Source organism: Nitrospira sp. (assembly GCA_005116745.1).
GTDB lineage: Bacteria > Nitrospirota > Nitrospiria > Nitrospirales > Nitrospiraceae > Nitrospira_D.
This window is the reverse complement of the sequence record SWDS01000001.1, coordinates 360,882-374,873: the sequence shown is the minus strand read 5'-3', so window position 1 is coordinate 374,873 and position 13,992 is coordinate 360,882. Positions and strand designations below refer to the sequence as shown.

The window sequence follows — 13,992 nt, the reverse complement described above, 5'->3', positions numbered from 1 at the left end:
GAAGAGATGCCAGATCTAAGACGTGACCCCATTGTGGGCCGCTGGGTGATTATTTCCACTGAGCGCAGAGGGCGCCCACATGACTTTATCAACCTCCAACCGGCCCGACCGGTTTCGACGACCCTCTGTCCGTTTTGCCCTGGACAGGAACGGCTCACGCCGAAAGAAATCATGGCCTATCGGCCGCAGCCGGGTGGACCCAATTCTCCCAATTGGACCGTACGCGTCGTCCCGAATAAATTTCCTGCGCTGCAAGTTGAAGGTGACATGGGGCGCGAAGGAGTCGGGCTCTACGACCGTATGAACGGCGTGGGAGCGCACGAGGTCATCATTGAAACCCCTAACCATGTTGAAGGCCTTGCCGATCTTCCGATCAAGAAGATCGAGGACGTGCTATGGGCCTATCGTGACCGAATGATTGATCTCCGAAAAGACATTCGATTCCGCTACATTCTCATTTTCAAGAACCACGGCGCGTCCGCCGGCGCCACTCTGGAACACAGCCATTCTCAACTCATCGCCCTGCCGATCGTCCCGACCAACGTGCAGGAGGAGTTGGACGGATGCCGCACGCACTATCAGCAGAAAGAGCGTTGCATCTATTGCGATATCCTCCGGCAGGATCTTTCGGAAGGAGATCGCATCGTCGCCGAGAACCCAGAGTTCCTCTGCGTCACACCCTTTGCGCCTCGGTTTCCGTTCGAAATGTGGATCCTCCCCAAGCGCCACGCGGCATATTTTGAGGAAAGTCAGAAATCCCAGTTCGAGTTTCTGGCCCCGATCCTTTCGGAGTCACTGCGCCGTATGGACAAAGTGCTGGCTCGCCCCTCATACAACTTCATCCTCCACAGTTCTCCCCTTCATGAGAAAACCGGCGAGTACTACCATTGGCACCTGGAGATTATCCCGAAGCTGACGCAAGTGGCCGGCTTCGAATGGGGCACCGGCTTCTACATCAATCCGGTATCACCGGAGGAAGCCGCGACGTTCCTCCGCGAAGCAGAAATCTAAGTGCCGGCCCGCTTTCGCATCGAAGATCCCACGCTTGCGGAAGCACTGCGTAAGATTGAGCAACTAGTTCGCCGCGCCGGTGGGAGAACATGGCTAGTCGGCGGCTCGATCCGGGATCTCCTGCTAGGTCAGCAGCCACGGGATTTGGACCTTGAAGTGACGGGTGTGCCGCCCGGTCAAGTTCATGCATTGCTGGCCGAATACTTCTCCGTGCAATTCGTCGGGAAAGCATTTGCGGTCTTCAAGCTGCAAGGCCTACCGGTCGATCTGTCCATTCCCTCCCGCATGCGCACTGACGACACCTCCCTCCCTGGCTTGCTGAGACAAGCCGACCCCAACATGCCGATTGATGAGGCGCTGGCACGACGAGACTTCACCATCAACGCAATGGCCTGGGATCCGGACACCATGGAGCTTCGCGATCCCTTCAACGGTCGCGGCGACCTCCATGCACGGATCTTGCGCCACGCGTCGAGCCGATTCGCAGAAGATCCTCTGCGTGTCTTGCGTGGCATGCAGCTGGCTGCCCGCTTTGAACTCACGGTCGCGCCGGAAACAGTGGCCCTGTGCCGGACACTCTCGCAGGAAAGTCAGCCAAGCGAACGTCTCTGGGAAGAATGGAAGAAGCTGCTCCTGCAAGGACGCAAGCCATCGCTGGGATTGCAGTTCTTACGTCACTGCGGCTGGCTCCGTTTCTATCCGGAGCTCGCAGCCCTTGAAGGCTGTCTACAAGATCCCACCTGGCACCCGGAAGGCGACGTCTGGATCCACACACTCCACTGCCTGGACTGGTTCGCTGCCGAGCGCACCGGTGATGAGCCGGATGACCTGGCCGTTGGGTTGGGTGTCCTCTGCCACGACTTCGGCAAACCGGCCACGACCAAAGAAGAATATGGACACGTCACCTCGCGAGGGCATGAATCGGAAGGGGCAGGCCCGACACAACGTTTTCTTGAGCGACTGACCAACCAGCACAGCCTGATCGATGAGGTGGTCCCTCTGGTATTGTGCCATCTTCGTCCTCGTGCCCTGCATGACGCCAACGCTTCGGACAGCGCAGTCCGCCGATTGGCAAGGCAAGTCCAGCGCATAGACCGATTGGTGCGCGTGGCGCGGGCTGACCATGCAGGACGGCCGCCGAAACAGTTTGATGGATTTCCCGCCGGTGAGTGGCTATTGGCCCGAGCACGCCAGCTGGAAGTGGACCGTCAGACGCCTTCTCCCCTTATCATGGGCCGTCACTTGTTGGAATGTGGAATCCAGCCTGGTCCTGACATGGGCCGACTGCTTGATGACTGTTATGAGGCTCAGCTTGATGGAGTCTTCGCAACGCTGGAGGAAGGGTTAGTCTACGCGAAAAACAAACGCTCTGCTCTGTGCTAGTCGACAACCTTGTTCCTGGAATCTCGAATTCTTACACTTGTTCCCTCGAACACCTCGTCCTCCTCAAGTTACTCCTCTGACAATGAGAACTCACGAAACGCGCAGCCCATCATACATGGTCGCGAGCGGAGTGAGGCAGTTTAGTCGTATACAAACTATTCCGCTACGGCATCATGTAGGATAAACCATTCACAGCTTCATGAGAGGAATTTCGTAACCTACTGATTACCTGATGGTCTTTGTCTCATCTTACTAATAGGACGGAATGGCACTACCTTTGCTGAGTATCTCGGTAAGTGCCAAGTGAGTGGCACACATTTTTTTAACTTCTTATTTTAGGGGGTTCTTATAATGAAGAGCATGTTGATGGCAATCATGGCAGTAGCAGTGGCAGTCACGTTCAGCGCACCAGCGTTCGCCGGCGAGAAGAAAGAAGAGAAGAAGGGCGGCCACGTGGTGGTGTCTGCTGAAGAGAAGAAAAAGGATGGCAAGGTCGACGAGACTTTCGGCGAGAAGAAGGAAGAGAAGAAGGGCGGCCATGCCGACACCTTCGGCGAGAAGAAGGATGAAAAGGGCGGTAAGTAAGTTCTAGCTTGCTGGAACGAGGCTGGGGGCTTTCTCTAGAAGAAGAGAAATCCCCCAGTGTTTTCATTTCTCCAGAACAGAATCCCCTACCCTCCTGCTGATCGCCACAGACGGTCAACCTTCATCCTTGATATGTCCATGCGCTTCTGTAAGAATATTTCTGGTGCCAAGATCCGTGCAAATATGTTCCTCCCATGGCTCACCAAACTGAATCCCTCGGCACAGGAGTTGGACGTAGGCGTCTTATGAGCCTCACCAGATCGATGATCCGTCATTATCTTGCATTCCAGCTATGTGCATTCTTGCTCGTGACAACAGCATGCGCCTTATTCAACCAGACCGTACCCAGTGGAACAGCCACGCTTTTGTGGGAGGCTAGTGAGGGATCAGATCTTGTAGGATACAAGATCTATCAGGCAACAGCGCCAGGTGCGTATGGAGAACCGATAGCGACCGTTCCCATGAATGTCACGAGCTACACTGTGCCTGGCCTTGCATCCGGCACCACCTATTTCTTCACAGTCACCACATACAATATGGATGGTGCCGAAAGTTCGTTCTCAAACGAAGTGCGAAAGACCATCCCTTAACCACCTTTCCCCGGACCTCGAATCCAGACTTTCTCGCGTTCGTCTCTTGACCCCTTCTCACTGAGAACTGTATAACCACTGACACCGGTACGTGCTGAGACAAAAGCGCTGAGACGAGACAGCATCCTCTACCTATTCGTCGTCAAGCGATCCCTTTACCTCAGGACCTACACCTCAGCGGAAAATACAGATGCGCCCGTAGCTCAATGGATAGAGCATCTGACTACGGATCAGAAGGTTACAGGTTCAAGTCCTGTCGGGCGCACCACACAAACCTTGCTCGAACTAGAGCCTACTCAATAAAGGCGACAAGCCAATACCCTCTTGGTTCAGCATTCGACTGGACTGCGCGTTGGTGCTGGGTGCTGAGCCTATGCAAACAGCTCTACATGATGGGAGATCTGGATTAGCCAGACCTCCCATCAGATCCTTTACAAACAATTGCAGAATGCACCACCACTCATGTGCGAGCGGCAGTCCGAGCAAGAATTTCTTTCTGCAGGGCGTCGATATCGGCCTTGGCTCCAAGCGCCAGCTCCTCCACCCGTCGTTCACTCTCCGGCCCCGGCACATGGGAAAACTCATGGCAGTCTTCATATGCCTGTTCAGTCGTACCTGTGGCTTTGATGATCATACCGGCGATGACCCCTCCAACGATTGCGGTGGCAAGCGTCATCGCGATGCCCACGAGTTGAACCCCAGCGACACCAGGCACCACAACAATTGCGATCAGTCCACCCAATAACCCAGGCATCCCATGCAGATTGTGGACGCCACACGTATCGACAAGCTTGATCTTCGATTCAAGCATGGGCTGAATAAACACATACCCAATGACCGACAAAGCACCGGCGAGCAATCCGATCCCAAACGCACCTGTGGGGCTCACGAGGTTACAGGTCGAGCCAATGGAGACTCCACCCGCCAATGCGGCATTAGCCATATCCACCATCGAGGTCTTTCCATGATGAAAACGTGTGCTGAGGAAATAGGTCGAGAGCGTCGCCCCGCTCAATGCCAGAATCGTATTCACGACCGTTTGAGGCATTTGCTCGAACGGCACAATTGCGGTCGCAAAACTCGGCCAAAACAGCCACAGCACCATGGACCCGAGCATCGCGAACCGATCAGACGTCGGATCGGATTCGATCGGTTGACTCCGCTGCTGCGCCGTCGTCAGTACCAGAGACGCAGCCAATCCGAAATAGGCACCGAATGCGTGGATGACAATCGATCCAGCTGAGTCCTGAAACCCTTTGGTCAGCCCCGAACCATTGTCCAACACCAAATATTCGTTCAGCGCATAGAGAGGCACTAACAACAACGTGAGTAACGCGTACTGAAACACCCGCAAGCGTCCAAGCACCGCCCCCATCGCGATCAACGCCGTCGCTACTGAAAATTCTGCCAACATGAGCGTTTCAACCGAATGGGCCTGTATCGAATGCCCCACCACTCCGTTCGCGCGCAACAACATGTACAGCGGTATCCCCGTTGCGACGACGAGATAGGTGCCGGTCGTGGCCCCGAAGCCATATCGTCGGACGAAGACCATGAGAAAGCCGAACCCGACGACCAGCATGGCCAGGATGTGAATTGAATAGTTATATTGCGCGACCAAGCGCGCCTCATTCACGGCGCCAGCCGGCTCTTCGGCACCGACCCAACTTGTGACGCACAAGAGCATCAGACTTGCTGCGCTGAGCACCTTCAACCAGAAGCTGTTCCGCATCGAGTCCTCCTTGGACAATAGGAGTAAAAGGGGGGGCTATAGGGAGAGCAGTGTACCCCATTGGCGAGCGCTCTTGTCAAACCCAACCAAAGGCTTAGTCGCGGGATCAATACTGCACATCCAGTGTCAATCAGTCAGTCAGAAATGGGAGAATAATGAGGGAATAGGTGATACATCGAACAACGTACTGATTTCTCAGGGCGGTTTCAAGTTCCAAGTGCAACGGGTGAATGAAGGCGCCACTGCGCGTAGGGTCTATGCGGAACTCCGCTCCCATTCACCCGTTGCACTTGGAACTTGAAACCGCCTGGTCAAAAACAGACCCTATACCTTCCCTATCTTTGCTAGCTCTGAGAAGTAATGAGCGAATGTCTTCATCCCCCCTGAAGCCTGACCCCAGTCGTAATATTCGTTGGGAGCGTGATATCCATGCTCAGGTAGGCTCAAACCTATGAAAAGGATGGGGACCTTCCAGGTTTTCTGCATGGTAACCACCGCACCGATTGACCCTCCTTCTCGCACAAATGCTGGATCCTTACCAAACCCTGCCTTTACCGCACGTTTCACACAGTCCACATATGATCCTTCGAAACTGCCCTTGAATGGATGGAGCATGCCCTCTTTCTCCACCTTCACATCCAGATTCACCTTCGCCACATGCTTCTTCAACAGGGCAAACACTCTCTCCGGCACTTGGCCTGGGACAAGGCGCATACTGACCTTGAGCTCGGCATGACCGGGCACAACCGTCTTCACTCCCTGTCCATGGTATCCCCCACTGAGGCCATGGATTTCGAAGGTCGGAGATGCCCAAATCCGTCGCATGACATCGGCGGGATCCTGTACGCGAAGCGATCGAAATCCATAGGCTTTCTTGAATCGCTCTACTTCAAAACCGGACTTCAGGAAATCCTTCATCTCAGTGGTCGTGGGCGGGACCATATCGTCATAGAAACCAGGAATTTTTACTCTGCCGGTCTTCGCCTCAACACAGCTGTTCGCCACCTCTATCAACTCGGCCAGCGGGTTACGTGCGGCCCCTCCAGTCACACCCGAATGTGCGTCGTTCTCCCCCGTGCGCAGGATCAGACGTGCGCCGAGCAGGCCGCGCAAGCCGTATGGCACCGCAGGCCGCCCCTTGGCAATCCAGATCGTATCTGAGACAACCACGGAATCGGGGCGTGGAACAGCCGTGCGATCCTTAAGTCCTGCAGCAAAATGTGGGCTTCCGATCTCTTCTTCGAGTTCCCACAAGAATCGGATGTTGATTGGCCAACCTTGCTCGATCGCATATTGAGCGCCAAACATCGCCGTGAGAGCTGGGCCCTTGTCATCGGTCGCTCCTCGCCCTCGATAGATCCCCCGTTCATTCCTAAAGGCAAACGGCGCCTGCCTCCATTCCGGCTCCTGCGCCGGCTGCACGTCCAGATGATTGTAGATTGTGACGGTCGGATACTCAGGCCCTGCCATCCACCCGCCGGAGACGATGGGGTACCCACCGGTCTCTACCACGTGAACCTTGGCATTCATCCCGACCAAATACTGCTTCGCAAGGTCAGCCATACGTCGCATATCGCCCGCGCGGGATGAATCCATACTGATCGACGGCACCTCCACCATCTGCCCCAAGAGATCCTCAAACCTTGGCCGTGATTCCTTCACAAACATCCTCAGTTGCCGCTCATTCACCATAGCGAGTGCTCCTCCTTAACAAAAAGACGGGGAATTATAGCGATCATGCCTCGCAAGAGAAAGCAGCCCCGAGTTCCAAACTCAAAATGATGATAAAATGCCTTTCACCCAGCATGACCATTTCGGCACGGATCATCGCTCCTCTCGTCATTGCGCTGCTCACACTTCTAGGAGCAGACACACCGATACCGGTATGGGCAGAGGAACCGACCAGCATACAAGCCATACTCGAAGAACCGCGGGCCTATCACCTTCGGCATGTCATCTTGCGAGGCATTGCACGGGATGTACGGCCCCTGGAGCCCTACCCAATTGCCAATGGGGACAATTGTTATGGTGCGTACTTGTTCCGTCTTGAGGACGATGAGGCGACGATTCCAGTGGCCGTGTTAGGCATTTGTGGTAGACCAGTTGTCCGCGATCCGGAAGTCGAGGATGGAGATCGTGTCGAAGTCAGCGCCACGATTCAGGCACCGAGTCACGGGGGACACTATCTCAGTTTCAAAGGGTTGAAAGCGGCGACCGAACAAGAACGTGTGGTACAGGCAGTTGCCGATCGCATTCTTCCAATTGTGGAATAAGGTCCCCTTCAGATACAGCGGATTGGAAGTCTACGCGTTGAAGGTTGGGACTTTGGGGATATTGCCAAGCATCACAATAGGGATATCCATCTTTCCTCCTAACGAAAGGCATGAGAAACCTCTGATGCAAGAGTCAAAGACTGTCTGGTTGCTGATATTCCTGTTAGTAACCGGCTGTGCGAGCAGCCAAGGGTTCGATCGGACGGTGATGAACGAAGTCCTTCATGTCGAGCCTGTCCCAATCCCTGAAAGTCAGCCCGTCACGAGCCAGGGCGTTCACCTTTCCACACCCGTTCGGCTCGGTGTCTTTTTTGTACATCACGACTTTCCGCACAGGCAGTCCGTCCGAGCGGTAGAATGGCCAGCGAGGGATAGAGACCAACTACTCCGCGAGCTGGCTCCACTACAAGATGCGCATGTCCTCCAGGATGCATTTGTGCTGATGGATGCCACTCTGCGAGGTGAAGATATCCGCAGAATCCGCCAGGCTGGTGCTCGATATGGAGTAGATGTGGTTTTGATCGTCAACGGAGTTGCAGCCGTCGATCGATACAACAACCGCTTTGCCTGGTTGTATCCGACCGTAATCGGCGCCTATCTCGCCCCTGGTACCGAAAGCGACACGCTCGTCATGATCACCGGCGACGTGTGGGCTGTGCGCTCAGAATGGCACGCACCGATGCAGACAGTTGAAGGAACATCGAAGCTGGTCGGATCGGCTGTCTTAGTTGAAGATATCGCCGCGCTACAAGAGGCGAAGCGACACGCCATCCAAGCACTCGGCCAACGCATCGTCGATCGGTTCCCACACTGGATACAAGAGCTCCCTCCTCCTGCTCCCCACTCACGGTGAGTCGAAGCTGACAAGGACTCCCAACAAAAGCAGATGCTGCTCACGCGCAAGGCCAACGACGTCGGGACGGATCCCCCCATTCTTGAAAAACCCGCCTCCTGCCCCAGTTGAGTCATCGTAACGATGTTCTGCTCGCACCACCATGTTGGTCCATTTATATGGGAGCTTGTACTCGACGGTAGAAGTGATCGCCTTCACGAACTGCTCTGAACCACTCCACCGACCGTTCCGATCCCAGTAGAACTCGGGTCGCAATATCACAGACCACGGCCCGGTGATATGCCACCTGACAACCATGTTGCCTCCCATGACAAAGGTTCGTGGGCGACCTGGCTGAATGGCAATGCTTTCAGTTCCAATATCGAAGGATGCCGCAACCGTCACATCGTCCCCTCTCCATTCCAGAATGTGATTTCCATACAGACGCCAAAACTCCAGAGAGGTATCCGTTTGATCCGGTCCTGCGTAGAGGGTTTGGGTCAATGTGACCCGTGGCGTAGCTTTCCAAACCCATCTCCCCCCATAGCTTGGGAGATCATTCGGATGCGCCAGATGATAGTAGCTATTCACGACGAAGGCGGTGACGGTGAGATTGTCGTTGAGAGGATACTGCGCATTCACCCCAAACATCATGTAGGGCGTGTTGTCCGCAATCCACGATCTCGTGTAATTGGCGTTGTCTTTGGCATAGAGGGACTCGTACCCCATCAGACTGTTGAACAGACCGGCGGTGATCGTCAGCCCGTTGCCGACCGGAGCTAGGTACGACATATTTGCGCGATGAATGTGTCGAAGCACATCCGACCCATCAACTCGTCTCTCCCCCACCAAGAATGCGAACTCTTCCGAATCCCGCCCGCCTTGGAGGCCAAGTTCCATACCCCAGCGTGAAGATTCTTTGGCATCCTTGCGCACATAGGCCAACCCCATGTTCGGAGAGAGCTGATTGTGATGCGCAGCTGTGGCACGATTGCGCCAGAGTTGGTTATCGGGAAAGTTGAAATTTCCGATATACCCAACATCCACGTACCCGCCATAGTGCCAATCGGTTGCGATGGAGCCCATGAAGGCAGCTGCGGGCATAGGTGCCGCTTTCTCTTCTGATCGTTGACTGAGGTCTTGAGCCTCGCATACGGAAACCGTCGCAATGATCCCCCATAGAATCACTAGCAAACTGATGTTTCTGCGCCAACTGCGCCCATGATTCCTGGTCATCATATTGATCGTTGACGGATGCGCAATGCCCGCTCGTATCAATGCAGTTTCCCCACTGCTGAGAGCCAACTCTCACTTACAAACTATACTTCGTCAGATATCAAAACGGGATAAAAACCAATGCCGTGACAGTGAGTGCGGCATAAAGACAGGAGTAGATTATTCTGTCCGGAGTCGATATCCAACTCCCAGTTCTGTCACAAGATAGCGGGGATGAGCGGGGTTTTTCTCCAGTTTGTTTCTCAATTGACGCATATAGACCCGTAAATAATGGCCTTCCTCTATATGGAGCGGTCCCCAGACCTCTTTTAGCAGCTGACGGTGAGTCAGCACTTTGCCGGCATACCGGATCAACGTTGTGAGCAGTTTATACTCGATCGGTGTAAGATGAATTTCCTTCCCTGAGACAAACACCTGCCGCCGTCCGAGATCCACCTTAAGATCGCCAAGATCACCCAGCGTAAACACCGATTCGCCGCCATCAGCAGGTCGGGACGCATGACGAAGCGCCGCTCGCATCCGTGCAAGGAGTTCGTTGACCCCGAACGGCTTTGTCACATAATCGTCGGCACCGAGGTCGAGTGCCGCTACTTTGACCTGTTCCTGGTCTCGAGCCGAAAGCACGATGATGGGGGTGGTGGTCCATTCCCGCACCTGCCGAATGACCTCGCTCCCCTCTAGATCTGGCAAACCGAGATCCAGCAGAATAAGGTCAGGATTTCTTGCTTGAGCTTCGGCAAGACCATCCCGCCCCGTCGTCGCCTCGTACAATCGAAAGCCATGGACAGGTAGTGTCGTCCGCAGGAAGCGGCAAATCTCCGGTTCATCTTCAATGAGGAGTATCGTGGCTTCCTGTGACATATGGCAATACGGTCTTGATCACTGCTCTTCGATGGAAAATGATTGGCCTTGTTGAGTCTCCGCCTCCAGAAACGGCTGCTGATCCGGCAACGGGATCGAGAAGCGAAAGAGGGCGCCCCCACCGGAGCGATTCTCAGCCCAAATACGGCCGCCATGCGCTTCCATGATACCGCGACAAATCGTCAACCCGAGCCCAACCCCTCCCTCTCGCGCAAGACTACCGCGATAGAATTTATCAAAGATACGGGACTCATCCCCAACTGGAATACCCGGTCCTCTATCTGCGACCTCGACGATCACGTCGCGATCGCTCGCTGATGCGGACAGATCAATCGGGCCTCCCGAAGGCGCATACTTCACGGCATTCTCCACCAGGTTGATGACCACTTGTTCCAGCAGCACTCCATCGACTAACACCAGCGGCAGATCGGCTGGAAACGCCGTGTTGACGATATGCTCGCGCAACCGTCCCTCCAGTCTGGCCAAGGCTGCACCGACAACCTCATCTAGAGAATGCCACTCTTTGCTGAGCTGTACGGCTCCCGCTTCAAGACGCATCATATCGAGAAGGTTCTTCAGTAAACGATCAAGACGATCAGCCTCTCGATAAATGGACCGAGAGAGCTCACGCCGAGCGGCGGGGTCGAGTTCCCTCTGCTCTTCCGCCAAGCTACTGGCAGCGCCGGTGATGGTAGCCAGCGGGGTCCTCAGGTCGTGAGACACCGAGCTGAGAATAGCGTTCCGCATGCGCTCCGTTTCGGCGCGCATGTGGGCGTGCTGCGCCTCCTCCGACAGGCGCGTCCGCTCAATCGCCAGCGCCACCTGATTCACCAGAGATTCAAGCAAGTGCAGTTGCTCGGGGTCCAGCAAGAGTCCCGGGTCCTTCGGCCGGACTGCGACTACCCCGATCGCGCCGGATGATCCGACCAAGGGCAAGTACAGAGCGCTGGCCCCCGGCAGCGTATCCGTCCCAAGTCCGGCTCGCTCACTGTGATCGAATGCCCATTGAGCCACACCCGCTTCCTTTGGGTCCAACTCAAAAAACAGGAGTTCCCCGCGTTGCAGTTGCACCCGCTTTTCCACATCCGCCAGGAAGATGGCAACTTGAGCGTCAAACACCTCACGGAGATGCTTGGCCGCAAGTTGCGCCAGCATGCCGGTTCCACGATGCGTGGCGAGGTCGCGGCTCATGGTATAGAGCACTCCCGTGCGTCTTTCTCGGTAACGGGCCAGCTCGGCTTGCTGGTGTAGACGCACGGCCAGATTGCCAATGACCAAGGCAACCACGAGCATGACGCCGAAGGTCAATAGGTATTGAATATCGGAGACGGCAAAGGAGAGGTAGGGCGGCACGAAGAAGAAATCGAAAGCCGCCACGCTCACAATCGAAGCCATCGCCGACGGCCCACGCCCAAAACGAATCGCGATGACAATCACGGCAATGAGATACATCATGATCAAATTCGCCGCCGCGAAATAGGGGAACATCAGCCAAGCGACTGCCGTCGCTATCAACACCCCTGCCAAGGCGTAGGCATATCCTGAGGCATCATTGGCACTTCGGAGAGTGCGACGCATCAGCGGCTGCCCTTCGCCTGCCTCTCCCGTGATGACATAGATATCCATCTCTCCGCTTTGATGGACGAGGTCCGAGACAACCGACCCAAACACCCATTCCTTCCACCGAGACCTGACTGGTTTCCCGACAATAATTTTTGTGGCATTGCGGCTGCGTGCATAACTCAAAATCTCTTGGGCGACGTTCTCGCCGGTGAGCGTGACGGTTTCGGCCCCTAACTGCTCTGCCAGTCTCAGTGTTTGTACCAGGCGATCTCGTTCGGTTTGCGGCAAGCCAAGATGCCGAGGAAGCTGCACATAGATCGCGATCCACTTGGCATGGAGATCCGCCGCCATCTGGCGCGCAGCCCTGATCAAGCGTGAGCCACGAGGTTTCATGTTCACGCAGACCATGATGGTTTCCGCTGCCGGCCAGGTTCGGACCACTGCGTGGTCGCGCCGGTAGACTTCCATCTGCTGATCGACCCGCTCGGCCGTGCGGCGCAACGCGAGTTCTCGAAGCGCGATCAGATTGCCTTTGGCAAAGAAATTTTGAATCGCATGTTGGATCTGTTCCGGGACGTATACCTTCCCGTCTTTGAGCCGCTGAAGAAGATCGTCAGGCGGGAGGTCGATGAGTTCGACGTCATCTGCCCGTTCGAGCACGGAATCCGGGACGGTCTCACGCACCCGCACGCCGATAATCTGTGCCACCACATCGTTCAAGCTTTCCAGATGCTGCACATTGACGGTGGTGTAGACCGAAATGCCGGCCTTGAGTAATTCCTGAACATCCTGCCACCGTTTGACATGACGCAGACCCGGCGCGTTGCTGTGCGCAAGTTCGTCGATGAGAATGATAGTGGGGTGTCGCGCGAGGGCCGCGTCAAGATCGAATTCTTGCAACGCTGCGCCACGATAGCCGACAACGCGGCGCGGGAGGACCTCAAGTCCGTCCACCAACGCCTCGGTTTCACGCCGACCATGAGTTTCAACGATGCCGATGACGACATCGACACCGTCACGCCGCTGCTCATGTGCCGCTTCGAGCATGGCGTACGTCTTCCCAACGCCGGGATTGGCGCCGAAGAAGATCTTGAGTTTGCCTTCGGCTTTGCGAGTTTCCTCCGCCTGCACACGTTTCAGCAGCGCATCCGGATCTGGTCGTGGTTGGCTCATGCAAGCAGTTTCCCGCGTTAGGTTGCGCGCAAAATTGAAGACAACTTCGTGAACGGCGGTTGAATTTTAGGGTAGGCCCGGAAAAGCGTCAACGGCCCGATCGATCCTACAAGGGCTACATGTGCTTCAGCTAATGCTTCCACTGATGACCACCGGACATAGAGGCTCTGAAACTAACGCCTCTCGTCCAGAGCGAGATTCAGCAGAAGAACATTGACTCGTGGTTCTCCAAGAACACCGAGCTGGCGGCCCTCTGTGTGTTGGACCACGAGGTCGCGCACCACAACCTCATCGATCCCTCGAGCACGAGCTACTCTTCTGATTTGGTACTGAGCCGCCGCCGGGCTGATGTGAGGGTCCAGCCCGCTCCCTGATGAAGTCACTAGGTCAATAGGGACAAGCGCATCGTTACCCGGATCAGCGGCCCGCAATGCGACCACTCTCGCTTTAACCCCATCGATCAACACCGGGTTGGTCGGTCCGAGGTTTGATCCCCCGGATGCAGCGGCGTTGTAGGGAAACGGCACGGTCGCCGAGGGACGACTCCAAAAATACTCCGGTTTGTCAAAATACTGTCCGATCAACTTGGACCCGACCACTTTGCCTTCGCGCACGATCAAGCTGCCGTTCGCCTGGTCTGGGAAAAGCACGTGGGCCAGCCCTGTGACCGCCAGCGGATAGACCAGGCCAGTCAAGACAGTCATAAGTAAGAGCATGGTCAGAGCAGGTCTTACGTGGTCCTTCATGTCTCTC

12 protein-coding genes and 1 tRNA gene are annotated in these 13,992 nt (G+C 55.5%); 7 read left to right on the top strand and 6 right to left on the bottom strand.

Going from position 1 to position 13,992, the window contains the following annotated elements:
• Window positions 1-6 precede the first annotated feature (6 nt).
• The 5 genes from galT (at window position 7) to E8D52_01770 (ending at window position 3,837) form a co-directional block, all read left to right on the top strand.
• A complete protein-coding gene (gene galT / locus E8D52_01790) occupies window positions 7-1,011 on the top strand; it encodes a galactose-1-phosphate uridylyltransferase (GenBank protein ID TKB70848.1) in 1,005 nt (334 codons plus the stop codon).
• Window positions 1,012-2,394: an HD domain-containing protein gene (locus E8D52_01785; protein TKB70847.1), complete on the top strand. Its 1,383-nt coding sequence runs from the start codon at window positions 1,012-1,014 to the stop codon at window positions 2,392-2,394.
• A gap of 351 nt (window positions 2,395-2,745) precedes the next feature.
• On the top strand, window positions 2,746-2,979 hold the full coding sequence (locus tag E8D52_01780; GenBank protein TKB70846.1) for a hypothetical protein: 234 nt from the start codon (window positions 2,746-2,748) through the stop codon (window positions 2,977-2,979).
• A 194-nt stretch (window positions 2,980-3,173) separates the two neighbouring features.
• On the top strand, window positions 3,174-3,569 hold the full coding sequence (locus E8D52_01775) for a hypothetical protein (protein ID TKB70845.1): 396 nt from the start codon (window positions 3,174-3,176) through the stop codon (window positions 3,567-3,569).
• Window positions 3,570-3,761: 192 nt separating this feature from the next.
• Window positions 3,762-3,837, top strand: a tRNA-Arg gene (locus tag E8D52_01770).
• Window positions 3,838-4,029: 192 nt separating this feature from the next.
• On the opposite strand, the gene E8D52_01765 is transcribed toward E8D52_01770, so the two are convergent.
• Together E8D52_01765 and E8D52_01760 are read right to left on the bottom strand one after the other, a co-directional pair.
• The gene (locus tag E8D52_01765) at window positions 4,030-5,256 is read right to left on the bottom strand and encodes an ammonium transporter (protein ID TKB70930.1); all 1,227 of its coding nucleotides are present in this window, start codon (window positions 5,254-5,256) and stop codon (window positions 4,030-4,032) included.
• A gap of 369 nt (window positions 5,257-5,625) precedes the next feature.
• A complete protein-coding gene (locus E8D52_01760; protein TKB70844.1) occupies window positions 5,626-6,993 on the bottom strand; it encodes a M20 family dipeptidase in 1,368 nt (455 codons plus the stop codon).
• A gap of 113 nt (window positions 6,994-7,106) precedes the next feature.
• Between E8D52_01760 and E8D52_01755 the strand changes: the two genes are divergently transcribed.
• Together E8D52_01755 and E8D52_01750 are read left to right on the top strand one after the other, a co-directional pair.
• The gene (locus E8D52_01755) at window positions 7,107-7,574 is read left to right on the top strand and encodes a hypothetical protein (protein ID TKB70843.1); all 468 of its coding nucleotides are present in this window, start codon (window positions 7,107-7,109) and stop codon (window positions 7,572-7,574) included.
• 124 nt (window positions 7,575-7,698) lie between these two features.
• Window positions 7,699-8,427: a hypothetical protein gene (locus E8D52_01750; protein ID TKB70842.1), complete on the top strand. Its 729-nt coding sequence runs from the start codon at window positions 7,699-7,701 to the stop codon at window positions 8,425-8,427.
• On the opposite strand, the gene E8D52_01745 is transcribed toward E8D52_01750, so the two are convergent.
• The 4 genes from E8D52_01745 to kdpC form a co-directional block, all read right to left on the bottom strand.
• Window positions 8,419-9,510 (bottom strand): porin, encoded by a 1,092-nt coding sequence (locus E8D52_01745; protein ID TKB70841.1) that lies wholly within the window; start codon window positions 9,508-9,510, stop codon window positions 8,419-8,421. The genes E8D52_01750 and E8D52_01745 overlap by 9 nt on opposite strands.
• A gap of 291 nt (window positions 9,511-9,801) precedes the next feature.
• Window positions 9,802-10,503 carry a response regulator gene (locus tag E8D52_01740; protein ID TKB70840.1) on the bottom strand — a complete coding sequence of 234 codons (702 nt, stop codon included), beginning with the start codon at window positions 10,501-10,503 and terminating at the stop codon, window positions 9,802-9,804.
• Between the two features lie 18 nt (window positions 10,504-10,521).
• Window positions 10,522-13,239, bottom strand: coding sequence for a sensor histidine kinase KdpD (locus tag E8D52_01735; GenBank protein TKB70839.1), 2,718 nt, complete (start codon window positions 13,237-13,239; stop codon window positions 10,522-10,524).
• Window positions 13,240-13,412: 173 nt separating this feature from the next.
• Window positions 13,413-13,985: a potassium-transporting ATPase subunit KdpC gene (kdpC, locus tag E8D52_01730; protein TKB70838.1), complete on the bottom strand. Its 573-nt coding sequence runs from the start codon at window positions 13,983-13,985 to the stop codon at window positions 13,413-13,415.
• Window positions 13,986-13,992 lie beyond the last annotated feature (7 nt).